The following is a 16,425-nucleotide window of genomic DNA, read 5'->3' on the forward strand; positions in this document are numbered from 1 at the left end:
TCAATATAAAAATAATGCAATATTCATATTAAAATCGGTAAGCTGGCCAACAATACAAGCACCCTCACCCGCAGCACGACGACAGGAAGCCAGACATGCGTCAAACCACCACACACATCGTTCAGCTGGATCAGTACAAGGTTACCGCCGGGGAAAGCTCGCTCTCCGGGCTATCATCCGGCGCCTTCATGACGGTGCAGCTGCACCTGGCGCATTCGGCCAGCTTCGCCGGTGCCGGCGTGGTGGCTGGCGGCCCCTACCGTGGCGTAGAAACCTTTCGTGGCGCCGCCTGGCTGGCCGAGGACGCCTACGAGCTGAACGCGCTGCAACTATGCATGGCACCGCTAACGCCCGAGCTGGCACCGCCTGCGCAGCGCTCGGTGCAGCTGGCACGCGAGGCCGAGCGCGACGCGCTGATCGACCCGCTGGCCAACCTCTCGCGCCAGCGGGTGTATATCTTTACCGGCAGCGCCGACAGCGTGGTGAACAGCGCGGTGGTGGCGCAAACCCGCGACATGTACCGCCTGCTGGGCGTGCCAGACAGCCAGATTGCCTACCACGACCAGCTACCGGCCGGCCACTCGCTGATTACCGACAACCCGGAAGACTCGCCACTGGCCAGCAACCAGCCGCCTTACCTCAACAATGGCGGCTTCATGCAGTCGCACCACATCCTGCAGCATATCTACCCCGGCCTGGCGGCGCCTGTGGCGCAGGCCAGCGGCCAACTGCTGCGTTTTGACCAGCGCGAATTCTTTGGCAACGATCCGCACGCCAGCATGGCGGACTTTGGCTACGTGTACGTACCGCAAGCGGTACTGGACGGCGCGCCGGCGCGGGTACACATCGCCCTGCACGGCTGCAAGCAAGGCTACAGCTACGTCAGCTACACCCTGGGCCAGGCCGACACCGCCACCCAGCCGCCATACGGCAACCGCTACATCACCACCACCGGCTACAACACGCTGGCCGACAGCAACAACCTGATCGTGCTGTACCCGCAAGCCGCCGGCAGCGACAACACCCTGGCGCAAAACCCGGATGGCTGCTGGGACTGGTGGGGCTACACCAGCCGCAGTGCCGACTACCCCGACTACTACTCGCGCCAGGCACTACAGATTCGCGCCATCCACGCCATGCTGCAGCGCCTGGGCGGCTGAGCCGCCTACACCACCGCCCGATACCACAAAGGATCCGACATGACCCACGCCGACCCCGCCCTGCCACAAGCTGCGCAATTGCCAACACCGCACCAGCGCCCACGCCACGGCCAACTACTGGGCAATCTGGCCAGCCGCCAGCAGCACAATCTTGGCGCCAGCCTGGCCATGCTGCCGGCACTGGCGCATACCAACACCTGGCTAAGCCTGGCGCAGCTGCAGGCTGCCAGCCTGCAAAAGCTGATTGCCCAGCAAGATAGCTGGCTGGCACAGTGGCAAGGCTGGCTGCACACCGCCTGCCAGCTGGGCCAGGCCAATACCGTATCCAAGCTGCTGGAGCAGGAAATGAACCTGGCGCTGCGTGCGGTACAGATCATCGGCCAGCAGGCCGTAGACCTGGCCAGCCTGCAGGAAAACCTGGAGATCAACTACGGTTACTGGGCCAGCCTGCAAACTGCCGGCAGCAGCGCACCTGATTAAGTCAGCAAAGCCTGGCGCTTTAGCCGCACCTGCGGCCAAGGTGCCAGGCATGTCAGCATGCATTGCCACCGCTATGCCCAGCCGCTAAGCTGCCAGCTCTTGCCCCATCCAGGCTCGGCCAAGCATGCAAGGCGTTCCCCAGCAGTTTGAATTCCCCCTAGACCAGGCTCAGTTCTTTCACCCGCCAACGCGGGCCGGCATCGAGCTGTACCGCGCGCATATCGTGCAGCACGCTTTCGAGCCGCACACGCACGCGGCGTATGGCTTTGGCACGGTTGCCAGCGGGGTGGAGCGCTTTCGCTACCGCGGCAGCGAACACCTGGCCAGCCCCGGCAGCATCGTGACCATGAACCCTGACATACTGCACACCGGGCGTGCCGAAACCGACACCGGCTGGCAATACCACATGATCTACATCGCGCCAGAGGTGCTGGACGAGATCGCCGGCAGGCCAGGCTGGTGGTTCGACCAAGCCGTGCACCGTGACCCTGCACGCGCGCAACAGCTATCGCAGCAGTTGGCCGCGCTGTGGCAAACGCACGATGCGCTGGCGTTCGACTGCCAGCTGGCGCAGCTGCTGCAAACCCTGGCACCGCTCGCCACAACACAAAATACACCGCAACGCGGCCAACGCTTTGACCGTGTTATCGACTACATGCACGCGCATCTGGCGACACGCCTGAACCTGGAAACGCTGGCCGCGGTTGCCGGGCTTAGCCCGTTCCACTTTTTGCGCCAGTTCCAGGCGCACTACCACGCCACACCGCAGCAAATGCTGATGGCACTGCGCCTGTACCGTGCCAAGCAGCTGCTCACGCAAGGCATCGCTCCTGCCATGGTGGCCGCAGATTGCGGCCTGTCCGACCAGGCACACCTGAACCGCAGCTTTCTGAAACGCTACGGCACCACGCCTGCGCGCTACCAGAAAGCCATACGCGGCTAGCGCCGGGAACTACCCGGCGCATCGCCATCCACCTGGTATTGGAAAATCTCTCGGGCCGGCGCCACGGCAAGAAATAGTGTCAGCAGGCCGCAAGCCCACCGCAAGCTGGTACAAGACAACAAGGCAACGCGGCAGCGACACTGGGGCAAGCACCCTGGAGAAGCCCATGTTTACCGGTATTGCCTTTGCCCTGGCCGCCGGCACGCTATGGGGGTTGGTTTTCATTGCCCCCCTGCTGCTGCCGGACTACCCCGCCGCCCTGCTAAGCGTTGGCCGCTACCTGGCCTTTGGCCTGATTGCCCTGCCACTGGCCTGGCTGGATCGCCGCGAGCTGGCCCACCTCACCCGTGCCGACTGGCGCGAGGCACTGCAGCTGTCGCTGATCGGCAATGTGCTGTACTACCTGTTTCTGGCCAGTGCCATACAGCGCACCGGCGGCCCGCTACCCACCATGCTGATCGGCACACTGCCCGTGGTGATTGCCATCAGCGCCAACCTGTTCAACCACCAGCGCGACGGGCACCTGCCCTGGGGCAAGCTACTGCCCCCGCTGGCCGTCATCCTGGCCGGCATTGCCTGCGTCAACCAGGCAGAGTTGGCCGCACTAGCCTTGCAGCCTGGCATAGACATGGCGCGCTACGGCAGTGGTGCCATCATGGCGCTGCTGGCTGTAGCCTGCTGGACCTGGTACCCGATACGCAATGGCAACTGGCTACGCGCCCACCCACAGCGCAAACCACGCGGCTGGGCTACCGCGCAAGGCCTGGCCACCCTGCCGCTGGCACTGCTGGGCTACGCAGGCTTCTGGCTATACAGCACGCTGGCCACACCAGGCTTTGCCATGCCGCTGGGGCCGACACCAGGCAAATTCATGCTGATGATGCTGGGCGTAGCCCTGCTGGCATCGTGGCTGGGCACCCTGTGCTGGAACGAAGCCAGCCAGCGCCTGCCCACCAGCCTGGCCGGGCAGCTGATCGTGTTTGAAACACTGGCAGCCCTGACCTTTGCCTATTTGCTCAGGGGGCAATGGCCTGGCGGGCTATCACTGGCCGGCATCGGCTTGCTACTGGCGGGGGTGCTGTGGGCCATGCGCGTGCGCCCGGAAAAGCAGGCACCCGCAACGGCATGACAACAAGCGCCGCCCAGCCCCGACAGGCACCTATAAAAATCATGCACTTGCAGATTAATTGCATTTTTTTTGAAAAAAGCCACCGTAAAACGCTTGACGGAAAAAAGGGCGCAAGTTAAAGTGCGCACCTCTTCGCAACGCAGCGATGCGAAACGAAGAGCTGGTGTCAGGGGGTATAGCTCAGTTGGGAGAGCGCTTGCATGGCATGCAAGAGGTCAGCGGTTCGATCCCGCTTACCTCCACCAGGAAACACACTAGGTCCCCATCGTCTAGAGGCCTAGGACATCGCCCTTTCACGGCGGTAACCGGGGTTCGAATCCCCGTGGGGACGCCACATTGCGTGGGGGTATAGCTCAGTTGGGAGAGCGCTTGCATGGCATGCAAGAGGTCAGCGGTTCGATCCCGCTTACCTCCACCACCGATAAGAAAAAACCGGCCTTTGGGCCGGTTTTTTCATTTCTGGCGCCAGCTATCCATCAATTGTGCCAGCCCAGCCAAGCCTCCAAGCCCTAGCCAATATGCACGACCGCTACTCGGACACAGCATAGGGCGCAAACGCCTCATCAAGATCCGGCATGAACGCATGGTTGCTGTAGTTGCTGATTGTCTTCACCGCAATGGCCAAAATGATATTGAGGATATGCTGATCAGCAAAACCCGCCTGCAGAAAAGCAGCAAGATGCGCTGGCGAAGGGCGGCCACGGCTTAGCAGCATCTCCCGGGTAAAGGCATACAAAGCTGCCAGCCTGGCGTCAGGCAGCACCTCGCCGTTCCGTATTGCCTGCAAGACAGCCGCAGGAACCCCAGACAGCTTATCGGCAACCATACTGTGCGCAGCGGTGCAATACCGGCAGTCATTGCCCTGGCTGATTGCCAGAAAAATCACTTCCTGCTCCGCAGCGCTAAACCCGGATGCAGTACGAAGCAGCTTGTAACCATGCATATAGGCGTCCAGAACGGCTGGCACATTGGCCATGGTGGCGTACATCTGCGGAACGAAACCAAGCTTTTTTTGTGCCTCTTCCAGTATGGCGCGACTACCAGGCTCGGCTTGCTGCGGCTGTAATGCGCGCAGCTGACGGATATAAGAACGCGGCATGCTATGACTCCCGTAAAGGTTGATACCCGCCGCTACTGGCTGAACCACTCAGCCATGTCGTGCGTGTATGTAAGCATGCTAGGGCTTGTCATGCCGCCCGGGCGCACCAACCGTCCCGCATTCATGCCCATTCATCTCTGCTACCGCAGCAGATTGCTTCAACCAGTTACCTGGCGACAGACCGGTTTTGCGCACAAAGGCCCGGTGAAAGGCACTGGCACTGGCAAAACCAACCTCACCAAAGACATGTTTTAAACTGCGACCACGCTGCAGCAAACGTTGCGCAGTCGCAATGCGCCAAGTTGCCAGATAGTCGGCGGGCGTATCGCCCGTAACCTCACGAAACAGCAAGGCAAAACGCGAGCGGGACATACCGGCCAGCACCGCCATACTGCTTAGCGGCCATGCCTGCTCCGGGTTGGCATGCAGTGCCTGCAACACGGGCGCCAACCGGGGGTGTGCCAAACCAGCCAGCGCCCCGCCCGCCGCCAAACCGCGTTCGACACAATAGTCAAGCAGACGCACCATGACGATTTCGCAGTAGCGATCCAGCACCGCCTGACGCCCCAGTCGCTGCTGAAATGCTTCATCAAACATGGCATCCACAAGCGCCGACAAACCCGGCATGGCATTTAACGGTAACGTTAGCAAGTCCGGCAAACATGCGGTCAGCGGATTCCAGCCGCTCTTACCGAACTCCACCGTACCACAAACCATTTCGGCTCGAATTTCCGGTGGCACGATTAGCCGATGCGGCCCGGGGCGCGGCAAAAACAGCAAAGTCGGCTCGCTCAAGACGATATGGCTGGCAGTAAAACCATCGACCAGCACACACCCACCGCGCAACAAGTGCAAATGCCCTCGCTGGGCGTCCTCGGGAAAAGCATGCGCACCGCACAACCCTCCGGCATAAAAGACACCTGCACTTACCGCGTACTGATTGAGCAATATCGTTAGCCCATCCATGCCAGCCCCTTAAACACACTCAGTGCTCGCTAGCTGACACGCAAGCAGCGGTCAGCAGCCTGATAACCCTGGCGAACATGAAGCAAGCGCCCACACCCACTACAGCCAAACGGGCGACATTCGCCCGGTCACGCCGCCGCGCAGCCTGCGCACGGGCGCTGCCGCACCGCACACCACACTCAATGGAAGAAACCGCTCTGATGACCTACAAGGGCTGCAGCAGCGCCGCCTCGTGCTCGGCCCATAGCCGGCTTTGCGCCTGCCAGTCCACCGGCTCGGCGCTGTGCGCCAGTACGCGCAGCAGGAAGTGTACGGTGCCGAACAGCAGCCGCAGGCGGTCGCCGGCCTGGCGGCACACCTCGGGCATTTCCTGACTCAGCCGTTGCCACAGGTGGCGCAGCCGTGCCACCACGTCGCTGATTTGCACCAGCTCGTTGAACAGGCCGTAAGAAGGTTGGCCGCCAGCCATCAGCGCGCGCTCGCGCATGTCGGCCAGCCGCTCTTCCAGCAAGGCCAGCAGTTGCCACAGCGCTTGCGCCAGCTGCTGCGGCGTGGCCTTGTCTCCTGCTTCGCCGTCCGGGTCCAGCTGCAGTGCGTGCTGGCTGAGCAGGCTGGCGCTAAAGGTCGTTACCGCAGCATGACCATGCGCATGCCGGTGGTCATGATCGTGCAGATGCTGCGGCGTATGCTGGCTGAGCGCCTCGGCACTGCCCACGGGTGCAATCTTGATCATGCCTCTCTCCTGTTTCAGCTTTTATCGCCACCCGGGCGGCAAACTTAACCGCCGAACAAATGGCCCAGCTTGGCGCGCTTGGTATCCAGATAGTGGTCGTTATACGGGTTGCGGCCAACCTGCAACGGCACACGCTCGGCCACACGAATACCCGCCTGCTCCAGCGTGGCAATCTTGCGCGGATTATTGGTCATGATGCGTACGGCATCCACCCCCAGCAGCGCCAGCATTTCGCGGGCAATGCGAAAATCGCGCATATCGGCAGGGAAGCCCAGTTGCTCGTTGGCCTCTACGGTATCGGCACCACCGTCTTGCAGCTTGTAGGCGCGAATCTTGTTGATCAGCCCGATACCGCGGCCTTCCTGCCGCAGGTAGAGCAACACGCCACGGCCTTCGGCGGCAATGGCTTCCAGCGCCGCTTCCAGCTGGAAGCCGCAATCGCAACGCAGGGAGAACAGCGCGTCGCCGGTAAGGCACTCGGAATGCACACGCGCCAGCGGGGCATCGCCACTGCTGATGTCGCCCAGAGCAAGCGCCACGTGCTCGCGCCCACCATGCTCTTCAAAACCATGCATCTGGAACACACCCCAAGGCGTAGGCAGCGTGCAACTAGCCACCAGATCAACGCGGGGCTGGGTGTCGGCTTGGCTCAAAATAGACTCCGATTCAAGGAAAACTGGCGGGGCATGGTAGTCATGCGCCCACCGAATGGGAAAGATCAATCAACCGAACACGTCAGTCAGCTTTTTTCAACAGTAGCGCCGAGCTGGCTAAACGGTGCCGACAAAGCCAGCGCCAGCGCCACCAGCGCTGCCTGCTCGGCCTCGCCAAAAAAGCCGGGCCGCGCATCTTCGGCATCCAGAATACCCACCACACGGCCATCGACTGCCAGCACCGGCAGGCATACTTCGCTCTGCACTTTCGGGTCGCACTCGTAGTAGGCACCGCCGGCGGCCTGCCAGGCGGCCACATCGGCCACGATGGCAGCACGGCCACTCAGGCCCACGCGGCTATTGTTGCTGAACAGGGCAAAGTCTTCGGTGAGCGGAAACTCGCCACGGCTGGGCAGGCCGCGGTAGGCCAGCTTGACCAGGCGCGCCTGGCCATCACGCTCGAAGCGGCAATACACCCCCAGCCAGTCGGCAGCGGCAGCCTGCAAGGTTGCCTCTACCAGCGCATGCAGCTGCAATAGGGCCGCAGCGGCGGCCTCACTCTCGCCGCCCAGCCAGGGCGCGACGTTGTACGGCGTGTCATCCAGCTCGTCCACCAGCGAACAGCTGCCACCCTCGCCCAGCTTGGGCACCAGATAGCGGTATAAATCGGCCGGCGCCGCTTGCGGCAAACCGGGCAAGGTAGCAGTTAGCCGATCTACAGCATGGGCAACAGCAGCAGCCGGCAGGGGCAAACCCACGGCATCCAGATACGCCTGAGGCATACGCATGACTCCGGTAAAGTAATTTAGTCGGGTATTATTACCTTTTTGTACTGGACACTCCAGACATGACTGCAATTGCGCTGCGCAACCCTCGCGCGCTCACCCTGCGCGCCGGCCCTGCCGCACGGCGGCACTTACAGCAAAACGGCTTGCACGCGCGCGATATCCGCACCCTGCCCGGCGCTGCTGGCGGGCCAAAGGCACTGGGGCTGTCCGGGCTGGACCAGGCGGTATTCGGCTGGCTGGCCACCACGCCCGCGGTACGCGAGCTGGTCGGTGCATCGATAGGCGGCTGGCGCTTTGCCTGCGCCATGCAGGCCGACCCCGCCGCTGCACTCGCTCGCTTTGCGGCCAACTATGTGGCGCAGGATTACAGCCGCCAGACTACACGCGCACTGATTTACCAGAACTGGCAGGCCCTGCTGCACGACACGCTAGGCCCCGATGGCCTGCAGGCCATACTGCAGCACCCGCACTACCGGCTCAGCCTGATTCTGGTACGTGCGCGCGGCCTGCTGCGTCATGAACAGCGCGCGCCGCTGCTCGCCGGGCTGGCGCTGGCCGCCGCCTGCAACACCCTGGGACGCGCGCAACTGCGGCATGTATTCGAGCGGCTGATATGCCACGACGCACGCAGCACACTGGCGTTTAGCCCGCAAGATGGCCTGCCCACGCAGCATGTCGCGCTGTCTGCGGCCAACCTGTTATCCGCACTGCTGGGCACCACCGGCGTACCGGGGCTATTTGACGGCGTAGCCATCCCGGGTGCTAGCACGGGGGTATACCGCGACGGCGGGCTGCTGGACTACCACCTGGACTACCCGTGGCAACAGCAGGCTGGCATCACGCTGTACCTGCACTACCAGCCGCGCATTGTGCCGGGCTGGTTTGACAAGCTGCTGCCGTGGCGCCAGCCCGTGGCCAGCCACCACAGCAACACGCTACTGGTGACGCCCAGCCCGGCCTACCTGGCCACACTGGCACTGGGCCGCCTGCCCGATCGCGGCGACCCGAAGCGCTTTGCACACGACGACGCACAGCGGCGCCAGCTTTGGGCGCAGGCGGTAGCCGAAAGCCACCGCCTGGGGGATGAATGGCGCGAGCGGCTGCTGCGCCAGGACTGGGGCGATGTCACGCCCCTATGAGGTAGCCTCCCCGGCTTCCAGCGCCTGCAGCAAGGCCTTCATGCTGCTATCCACATCGGCACTCTGGTCGTACAGCTCGGTAGCCTCCTGCGTGGCACGCGCCACCAGGCCGGCCAGCAGCCGCTCCTGGCCTTCGGTCAGGCCCAGGCTGACAAAAGCGCGCTCCACGTCCTCGCGCAGGCGCAGCATGATGTCGTTGCTGCACCATTGCTGTTCGCGAAAGCGGTTATCGATGATTTGCAGCGTGGCACGGGTGCGCGACACCAGCTGTGCCAGCGTAGCGGCCTGCTGCTGCTGTTGCCAGGCAGCATCCAGCGCTGCCAGGCGCGCCGTGGCCCCTTCCACCAGAAACGCCAGGTTGTCGCGCAGCCGCCCGTTACGCTCTTCGTCTTCGCGCGGCATGTTCTTCACCGCCAGCGATACCTGGCCATAGGTAAACACTGTCACCCGGCCGGCATCCACAATCGGCCCGCGCCGAGCCAGGGTGTCGATCAGCCCGATCTCCAGCTGGCCACAGGGCCCCTCCCCATTCACGGTACTGATACCGCGGCTGGAACGCAGCTGTACGCTGGCATCCAGCCCCAGGTCTTGCAGTGCTTGCAATACGCACTGTTGCAAGGCACCGTTATCGGGCAGGGCAAAAGTGTTTTTCAGAAACTGCAACACAATGCCGATTTCACTGGCGCTGGTCATGGCGGTGAAAGCCGCCTGCATGGCGTTAGCCACCTGGCCTTGCAACTGCTGGCCTGCCTGCCGCGCGTCGCCATTACGCAGCGCTACACCGATCTTGCTCAGCAACTCGGCATTCACGTAGGGCTTGGCAATATAGTCTTCCGCCCCTGCCTCGTAGCCGGCCATCTTGTCTTCCAGCTCCACCCGGCCAGACAGAAAAATCACCGGCACATGCGCCAGGCGCGCATCGGCTTTGAGCTCGCGGCAGATGTCGTAGCCTTCCATATCGGGCAGCCCCACATCCAGCAGCACCAGCTGCGGGCAGGTGTGCGCCTGGCTGGCCAGCATATCCAGCCGCGACAGCGCGCTCATGCCATCCGCAGCCTCTTCTACTGCAAAGCCTTCCAGCTCCAGCAGCTGCTTCAGGTTAAAGCGTAGCGGCGGCTGATCCTCCACCATGAAGATACGGACGGGGGGTGTGCTCTGGGCAGCCGGTGTGGCTGCCACAATGTCTTCTTCAAAAAAAATGGTCATGTCGGCACCCTTGCGGTCATCCATTCAGGCAAATGCTCGGCAACGTCCTGGGCGCTTAGCGGCGGGCTGAACAGATAGCCCTGATACGCATCGCAACCCATTTGTTGCAGTAACTGTTTTTGTTCTTCGCGCTCTACCCCTTCGGCAATCACCGACATGCCAAAACTGCTGGCCAGCGAGATCACCGCCTGGGTAATGGCCCTGTCTCCGGCCGAAGTCAGGATATTGCGCACAAACGACTGGTCTACCTTGAGGACGTCCAGCGGAAAACGCTTCAGATAGGCCAGGCTGGAATAGCCGGTACCAAAGTCGTCCAGCGCCAGCTTCACCCCCAGGCTTTTCAGCTGCAGCAAGGTGCCTACCGTGCGCTCGGCGTCGACCATGGCTGTGCCTTCGGTAATCTCGATCTCCAGTAGCGATGGCGGCAGGCCGCTGAAGTCCAGTGCAGCCTCGATACTGTGCAAGAGGTTGGCCGCAGCAAACTGGCGCGCCGACAGGTTCACCGCCATGCGCACCCCGGGCGCCAGCTGCTGCCAGCTGGCCAGCCGCTGGCAGGCTTCGGCCAACACCCAGCAACCTATGGAAATAATCTGGCCGTTTTCTTCTGCCAGCGGGATAAAGCGCAGTGGCGACACACGGCCCAGCCGCGGGTGGTGCCAGCGCAGCAAAGCCTCGAAACCGGTGAGACGGTTATCGTGCAGGGATAGCTGCGGCTGGTAGTGCAGCTCGAATTCGTGCCGCTCCAGCGCGCGGTACAAGTCATTGCTCAGCCGCAAACGCTCGCTGGCCTCGGCATTCATCTGCGCGGTATAGCCCAGTACATGGCTGCCACCCAGGCTTTGCGCCTGGTGCAAGGCCACCTCGGCACGGCCAAGCAGCTGCTGGGCGTCTGCCGCATCGGTAGGAAACAGGCAGTAACCGATACTGACCGGGATAAACATTTCCTCGCCCAGCACCGTCATGGGCTGCAGCCAGGCTTCCTGCAGACAGGTCGCCAGCAGCTCGGCAGCAGCAGGCTCTGCCACCTTCGCTACCACGGCAAAGTTGGGGCCGATCAAACGGAATGCCCGCCCCATATCCCCCAGGGTTTGCTCCAGGCGCCGCCCGCACTCGCGCAGAGCAGCATCCCCGGCCTGGTAACCCAGCGAATCGTTGATGCGCGAAAAGTAGTCCACCCCCAGCACTAGCACCAGCACCAGCTGGCCGGGTGTCTCGCACAGCCCGCCCTGCCCGGATAGCGCTTCCAGCAAGGCCATGCGGCTACCCAGCCCGGTAAGCTGGTCCAGATAGCGCAAGCGGTGCGCCTCGGCCTGTAAACGCTGCGCCTCCACCTGCTGCTGCGCACTGCGCCCCAGCCGGGTTTCAATGGCGTTGAGCAGGTCCTCACGCTGGAAGGGCTTGGACAGGTAGTCGTCCGCACCCAGGTTCATGCCCTGGCGCTGGTCTTGTTTATCCGCCAGTGCCGTTAGCAGAATCACCGGCAGCTGCGCGGTAGCCGGCTGGCTGCGCAGCTGGCGCAGCAGGGCGTAGCCGTCCATGCGCGGCATCATCACGTCGCTGATCACCAGCGCGTACACATGGCTGCGCAGGTAATCCAGCGCCTCCTGGCCATCGCCGGCGGCATCAGCCTCGTAACCTTCCAGCCGCAGCAGCGCCATGATGTTGTTGCGAATGGCGAGATCGTCTTCTACTACCAGGATCCGCCTCATACTGACCGGCCTTTCTGCTGTTCCTGTACCGGCAGGCGCACACAGAATTGCGTGCCGCGCCCCTGCTCGCTCGACACCGTAATCTGCCCGTGGTGCAGCTCTACCGACTTGCGCACGATGCACAGGCCCAGGCCGGTACCCGGTATCGGCCCGACATTCTGCGCACGGTGAAAGGCATCAAACAGCTGCGGCAGGTCCTCAGGCGGGATACCTATGCCTTGATCCTGCACGTCGAAAACAATTTCGTTGCCATCGCAGTACGCCGAGAAGCGAATCTCGCCGCCCTGTGGCGAGTACTTGAAGGCATTGCTCAGCAAATTGCCCAGAATTTCACGCAACAGTTTTTCGTCCAGCGGCAATACCGGCTGCGGCAGTGCCATTTCCATCACCACGCTGGCCAGCACTTCCTCCCCGCGGGCATGCGAGGCGTGGCTGACTTCCTGCACCAGGCTCTGGCAGAAGCGCGCCACGTCAAGCGGCTGCGGCACAAACTCTACCCATTCGGCTTCTACCCGCCCTATCAGCAGGATGTTGTCCAGCATGTCGGTCATGCGCTGCACCGAGGTCTGGATAGACTCCAGCAGTGCCTCGCGCCGCTCTGCTGGCAGGCGGTCGTGATAGTGGCGCAGCAGCTCGGCCGACGACAGTACAGTCGCCAGCGGGGTGCGGAACTCGTGCGAGGTCATGGAAACAAAGCGCGATTTCAGTACGTTCAGCTCTTGCTGCTTGGCCAGCGCATCGCGGATTTCCTGCTCGGCGGCATGGCGCTCGGACACATCCACCAGCGTCCAGATCGTGCCTTTGTCTGGCTGGCTCTTCACGATGCTGGTACCGTTCATCTGCACCCAGATCAGCTTGCCGCTTTTGGTTTGCAGCTGCCGCTCGGTGGTAAAAATCTGGCCGGCCGCCAGGCAGCCGTAGGCATCGCGGCCAAAGCTGTCGAACTCCTCGTCACTGCGGAAATAAATACGGCTGCTCTTGCCGATAAGCTCGGCTTCGCTATAACCCAGCAGCAGCGAGAAAGTACGGTTGATCCACAGCAGGCGGCGGTTGGTGACAAAGGCCATGCCGACCAGGGCAGACTGCAAGATGGCCTCGCGCTCGGTATGCGTGCGCAACAGCTCGAATTCCAGCTCCTTGCGGCGGCTGATATCCATCATCACCCACACCGTGCCTTGGGCCACCTGCTCGGGGTTGATGGGCTTGCCGGACAGCTGCACCCACAATAGTTGGCCGCAAGCGGTGCGCATGCGCATTTCGGTGGCGTAGGCACGGCCTTCGGCAAAGGCCTGCCGGGCGTCCCGCGTGGTGCGCAAAAAGTCCTGCTGCACATCGTAGTAGCGCTCCAGGCTACCGCCCTGCATACGCTCTGGCGTGGTCTGGAACAGCTCGGCTGCGGTGCTGTTTACCCAGCGCACAAAACCCTGGCCGTCCACAAACGCCATGCCGGCGATGGTGTTGTCCAGGATGGACTCGCGCTCGCGCAGGGTGCTGGTGAGGTCTTTTTCCAGACGCTTGCGGTGCGTGATATCGGTAAAAAACACCAGCGCTGCCTGGCGGCCGTGCCACTCGATCAGCACCACGCCGCTATCGACCCAGCGCACCTCGCCGTTCTTGTTGACCACGCGCAGGTCATCGCGGGCATCGACCTGCTCGCCCCCCACGCGCCGCCGGTGGATATCCAGCACGCGCCCCTGGTCGTCCGGGTGAATCAGGCTGGCGAAATCCACCTCGGCCAGCTCGGCAATGCTGTAGCCACTGATTTCGGCCGCGCGCGGGTTGGACAACACAATGCGCATGCCCTGCACCACCACAATGCCGTCGCGCACATTATCGATCACCAGCCGGTAGTGTTCTTCCGACTGGCGCAGGGCGTCTTCGCTGCGGCGGCGGGCAGAAATATCCCGAAAGAACGCCCCGATAAACCCCTGCTGGCTGGACGAAAACGGCCAGAACGAGGCATCAACATGCTGCACCTGGCCATCACGCTGCAGGGTGAACTCCAGCGAGGTTGCCTCGGCCAGCTGCATACCCTGGTCGCCCAGCAGCAAACCGGCGGGTAGCTGGTCCGGCGATAGCGGCAGCACCTCCAGCAAGGGGCGGCCCACTGCGTGCTCGCCATGCAGGCCAAAGATCTGCTCGGCGTGGATATTCCAATCGATGATGACGCCGGTGTGGTCCAGCACCACCATGGCGATACTGGCAAACTCGAACAGCATGCGCGCCCGTTCCATGTGCTCGTACAGCACCTGCTCGGCCACATGCTGGCGCGTCATGTCGCGCAGGGTAATGCCGCGGTAAGGCAGGCCGGACAGCACAAACTGCCAGCCGGACAGCTCTAGCGGCACCCGGCTGCCGTTACTGTGCAGCGCCGGTATTTCCAGTGGGCGCATGGTATGCGCCATGGCGCCGCCATCGTCAGCAAACAGCCAGTCGTGAAAGCGGTTCTGCAATGGTGCAGGCACCAGCAACGCGGCCAGCGGCCGCCCCAGCGCCGCGCTGTCGGGCCAGCCCAGCAAACGCTCGGCCTCGTGGTTCCACTCGCAGACATAGCCCTCGGCATCCAGCACGATCACGGCAATGGCCGAATAGGCAAACAAATGCCGCAAGTTGTCGTCGTTACTGATGCTGCGCTGATACAGGCCGGCCAGTTCATCCACAATATTCTCCCGCCCGGCCAGCCAGTCTTCGGGCAGAAGCGCCGGGTCTGCGGGCTGCTCGAACAGCACCCCGGCCAGCCGGGGCTCGCCACCAAACGGGGAAATCATGCTGAAAGTGCACTCGGCTACCGCCCGGTAGCTGCCGTCGGGCTGGCGCAGGCGGAACAGCCGTTGGCGGCGGCCGGATACCGGCGGCTGCTGGTCTGCAAACAGGGGGAGATCATCGGGGTGCACCGCCGCCAGATAACGCGACGGGTCTTCGTGCAGCGCAGACACCGGCCTGCCCCAGAGTGCTTCGAAACCGGCTGAAACAAACAGGAAGCGGCTACGTGCCGTATCGGCCAGCCAGTAAGCGCAGGCTAAAGGCTGGGTGTCACCGGCGGGAGCCGACAACGACAGGGTAGACTCAAGCGGCATGAATGATTCCTTGCAAACGGGCGTGCCAGGTTCATTCTTTCTTCATGCCGTTAGGGTTTTCAAGTAATTATTTATAAATTTACTTAGTTAACGTGAAAGTAAAACTTATTGCCAAGGCAGATAGCCGCGGGCCGGCCACTGTATTGCGGACTAAGCCGTCTGCGCCAGTACGGCATCATCGCCGCTTACGACACGGTCACGGCCCTGCTGTTTGGCCTGGTACATGCGGGCATCGGCCAGCGCCAGCAGCGCCGGCCAGTCGGCCACCTCATCCTCATGCCATTCGGCCACGCCCATGCTGGCAGTCAGCGGCTGCCCGTCAGGGCGCAGGCCCAGACCACGGCGGCGCACACGGCGTAACACCAGCCTGGCCTGCGGCAACGTGGTTTGCGGCAACAGCAGCAAAAACTCCTCGCCCCCCCAGCGGCACAGGATGTCGCTTTTACGCAGCAGCTGCCCCAGGTCTGCGGCCAACCTTTTCAGCGTCTGGTCGCCGGCGGCATGGCCAAAGCTGTCGTTGATGGACTTGAAATGGTCCAGGTCGATAAACACGACCGCCAGCGGCATGCCGCTACGCTGCGCCTGCACCGCCAGCAGCTCCAGCATTTCTTCCCCGCTACGGCGGGAAAACACGCCGGTAAGCGGGTCGCGCACGGCCTGCTGCACCAACGCCATCATGAACGCCAGCTGGGTGGTACAGGCCAGCGCCGATACACCGGCGATCAGCACCTGCAGCCAGAAAGCCCCCCAGAACACCGGCGGCACCATGGCAGACCACTGCAGGTAACCGGATAGCAAATGCGCCAGCAAGGCCGGCAGGGCAAACACCAGGCACTCCACCAGCGTGAGCGGAAAAATGGCCAGGCCGGCCAGCAACACAAAGGGCAAGAAGGTATAGCCGGCACTGATGATGCCGGACACCCCTACCAGCGAGTAATGGCTGAGCAGCAGGTGGGAAAACAGATAAAACAGCGAAGGAATGGCAAACAGCATGGCCATGCCACGCCACGCCTGCAGCAGGCGGCCATCCGGGCGCAGCGCGCGGGTAAGCCACACAAAGGCGAGTGTCGCCAACAGGCGCAGACCCGCCAGCTGCCAGGACAGTGGCGAAGGCAGGGTGTAAAGATCCACCACAATCCACAGGGGCGTGAGGATGGAAAACAGGCAGGCAAACAGCCGTACGCGGTTCAGCAGCATGTGAGCGCGGCGGCTGGCCAGCAAGGGCATGTGCTGATGTGGCAATAGCAGGCTGCCGGCATCACCCTGGCCCACTTCGCCCGGCAATAAGCCCAGCACCTTCACCCAGAACAGCACAGTCAGACGGCTCATTGCGTACCTAGCAC

14 protein-coding genes and 3 tRNA genes are annotated in these 16,425 nt (G+C 62.7%); 8 read left to right on the top strand and 9 right to left on the bottom strand.

From position 1 onward, the window contains the following. The first annotated feature begins 95 nt into the window (after positions 1-95). From LCH97_RS06185 to LCH97_RS06215, 7 genes are all read left to right on the top strand, one after another. Complete coding sequence (locus LCH97_RS06185; RefSeq protein ID WP_227304100.1) at positions 96-1,160, top strand: poly(3-hydroxybutyrate) depolymerase; 1,065 nt, start codon at positions 96-98, stop codon at positions 1,158-1,160. A 39-nt stretch (positions 1,161-1,199) separates the two neighbouring features. After that, positions 1,200-1,640: a hypothetical protein gene (locus tag LCH97_RS06190; protein WP_227304102.1), complete on the top strand. Its 441-nt coding sequence runs from the start codon at positions 1,200-1,202 to the stop codon at positions 1,638-1,640. 124 nt (positions 1,641-1,764) lie between these two features. Beyond that, on the top strand, positions 1,765-2,583 hold the full coding sequence (locus LCH97_RS06195) for an AraC family transcriptional regulator (RefSeq protein ID WP_227304104.1): 819 nt from the start codon (positions 1,765-1,767) through the stop codon (positions 2,581-2,583). 166 nt (positions 2,584-2,749) lie between these two features. Then, on the top strand, positions 2,750-3,712 hold the full coding sequence (locus LCH97_RS06200; protein WP_227304106.1) for a DMT family transporter: 963 nt from the start codon (positions 2,750-2,752) through the stop codon (positions 3,710-3,712). Positions 3,713-3,881: 169 nt separating this feature from the next. Further along, positions 3,882-3,957, top strand: a tRNA-Ala gene (locus tag LCH97_RS06205). A 13-nt stretch (positions 3,958-3,970) separates the two neighbouring features. Beyond that, positions 3,971-4,046: transfer RNA gene (locus LCH97_RS06210), tRNA-Glu, on the top strand. 8 nt (positions 4,047-4,054) lie between these two features. Next, a tRNA-Ala gene (locus LCH97_RS06215) sits at positions 4,055-4,130 on the top strand. Between the two features lie 111 nt (positions 4,131-4,241). On the opposite strand, the gene LCH97_RS06220 is transcribed toward LCH97_RS06215, so the two are convergent. The 5 genes from LCH97_RS06220 to LCH97_RS06240 form a co-directional block, all read right to left on the bottom strand. Beyond that, positions 4,242-4,811: a carboxymuconolactone decarboxylase family protein gene (locus LCH97_RS06220; RefSeq protein ID WP_227304107.1), complete on the bottom strand. Its 570-nt coding sequence runs from the start codon at positions 4,809-4,811 to the stop codon at positions 4,242-4,244. A 78-nt stretch (positions 4,812-4,889) separates the two neighbouring features. Continuing rightward, positions 4,890-5,777: an AraC family transcriptional regulator gene (locus LCH97_RS06225; RefSeq protein WP_227304109.1), complete on the bottom strand. Its 888-nt coding sequence runs from the start codon at positions 5,775-5,777 to the stop codon at positions 4,890-4,892. A gap of 205 nt (positions 5,778-5,982) precedes the next feature. Next, on the bottom strand, positions 5,983-6,510 hold the full coding sequence (locus tag LCH97_RS06230) for a hypothetical protein (protein WP_227304111.1): 528 nt from the start codon (positions 6,508-6,510) through the stop codon (positions 5,983-5,985). Between the two features lie 44 nt (positions 6,511-6,554). Further along, on the bottom strand, positions 6,555-7,085 hold the full coding sequence (gene ribA / locus LCH97_RS06235; RefSeq protein ID WP_051028667.1) for a GTP cyclohydrolase II: 531 nt from the start codon (positions 7,083-7,085) through the stop codon (positions 6,555-6,557). 164 nt (positions 7,086-7,249) lie between these two features. Next, positions 7,250-7,945: a GAF domain-containing protein gene (locus LCH97_RS06240; protein WP_227304113.1), complete on the bottom strand. Its 696-nt coding sequence runs from the start codon at positions 7,943-7,945 to the stop codon at positions 7,250-7,252. Positions 7,946-8,010: 65 nt separating this feature from the next. Here LCH97_RS06240 and LCH97_RS06245 point away from each other — a divergent pair, with 65 nt between their 5' ends. Beyond that, a complete protein-coding gene (locus tag LCH97_RS06245; RefSeq protein ID WP_227304115.1) occupies positions 8,011-9,090 on the top strand; it encodes a hypothetical protein in 1,080 nt (359 codons plus the stop codon). Here the strand turns inward: LCH97_RS06245 and LCH97_RS06250 are convergent. The 4 genes from LCH97_RS06250 to LCH97_RS06265 all read right to left on the bottom strand — a co-directional run bounded on the left by LCH97_RS06250 (position 9,085) and on the right by LCH97_RS06265 (position 16,411). Beyond that, positions 9,085-10,296: a response regulator transcription factor gene (locus LCH97_RS06250; RefSeq protein WP_227304117.1), complete on the bottom strand. Its 1,212-nt coding sequence runs from the start codon at positions 10,294-10,296 to the stop codon at positions 9,085-9,087. The two genes, LCH97_RS06245 and LCH97_RS06250, sit on opposite strands and share 6 nt — an antisense overlap. Then, positions 10,293-12,005, bottom strand: coding sequence for a bifunctional diguanylate cyclase/phosphodiesterase (locus tag LCH97_RS06255; protein WP_227304120.1), 1,713 nt, complete (start codon positions 12,003-12,005; stop codon positions 10,293-10,295). Before LCH97_RS06255 ends, LCH97_RS06250 begins: the two co-directional genes overlap by 4 nt. Then, positions 12,002-15,082, bottom strand: a complete 3,081-nt coding sequence (locus tag LCH97_RS06260; protein ID WP_227304122.1) for a PAS domain S-box protein — start codon at positions 15,080-15,082, stop codon at positions 12,002-12,004. Before LCH97_RS06260 ends, LCH97_RS06255 begins: the two co-directional genes overlap by 4 nt. A gap of 150 nt (positions 15,083-15,232) precedes the next feature. Continuing rightward, positions 15,233-16,411: a diguanylate cyclase gene (locus tag LCH97_RS06265; protein WP_227304124.1), complete on the bottom strand. Its 1,179-nt coding sequence runs from the start codon at positions 16,409-16,411 to the stop codon at positions 15,233-15,235. Positions 16,412-16,425: the final 14 nt, after the last annotated feature.

Origin of the sequence: Vogesella sp. XCS3 (genome assembly GCF_020616155.1) — a bacterium.
GTDB lineage: Bacteria > Pseudomonadota > Gammaproteobacteria > Burkholderiales > Chromobacteriaceae > Vogesella.

Bases quoted from the DNA above. Each gene is read 5' to 3' on its own strand.
- LCH97_RS06195 (WP_227304104.1), top strand. From the start codon at position 1,765: ATGCAAGGCGTTCCCCAGCAGTTTGAATTCCCCCTAGACCAGGCTCAG.
- LCH97_RS06230 (WP_227304111.1), bottom strand. From the start codon at position 6,510: ATGATCAAGATTGCACCCGTGGGCAGTGCCGAGGCGCTCAGCCAGCAT.
- LCH97_RS06190 (WP_227304102.1), top strand. From the start codon at position 1,200: ATGACCCACGCCGACCCCGCCCTGCCACAAGCTGCGCAATTGCCAACA.
- LCH97_RS06220 (WP_227304107.1), bottom strand. From the start codon at position 4,811: ATGCCGCGTTCTTATATCCGTCAGCTGCGCGCATTACAGCCGCAGCAA.
- ribA (WP_051028667.1), bottom strand. From the start codon at position 7,085: ATGCATGGTTTTGAAGAGCATGGTGGGCGCGAGCACGTGGCGCTTGCT.
- LCH97_RS06240 (WP_227304113.1), bottom strand. From the start codon at position 7,945: ATGCCTCAGGCGTATCTGGATGCCGTGGGTTTGCCCCTGCCGGCTGCT.
- LCH97_RS06265 (WP_227304124.1), bottom strand. From the start codon at position 16,411: ATGAGCCGTCTGACTGTGCTGTTCTGGGTGAAGGTGCTGGGCTTATTG.
- LCH97_RS06200 (WP_227304106.1), top strand. From the start codon at position 2,750: ATGTTTACCGGTATTGCCTTTGCCCTGGCCGCCGGCACGCTATGGGGG.
- LCH97_RS06185 (WP_227304100.1), top strand. From the start codon at position 96: ATGCGTCAAACCACCACACACATCGTTCAGCTGGATCAGTACAAGGTT.
- LCH97_RS06250 (WP_227304117.1), bottom strand. From the start codon at position 10,296: ATGACCATTTTTTTTGAAGAAGACATTGTGGCAGCCACACCGGCTGCC.
- LCH97_RS06255 (WP_227304120.1), bottom strand. From the start codon at position 12,005: ATGAGGCGGATCCTGGTAGTAGAAGACGATCTCGCCATTCGCAACAAC.
- LCH97_RS06260 (WP_227304122.1), bottom strand. From the start codon at position 15,082: ATGCCGCTTGAGTCTACCCTGTCGTTGTCGGCTCCCGCCGGTGACACC.
- LCH97_RS06245 (WP_227304115.1), top strand. From the start codon at position 8,011: ATGACTGCAATTGCGCTGCGCAACCCTCGCGCGCTCACCCTGCGCGCC.
- LCH97_RS06225 (WP_227304109.1), bottom strand. From the start codon at position 5,777: ATGGATGGGCTAACGATATTGCTCAATCAGTACGCGGTAAGTGCAGGT.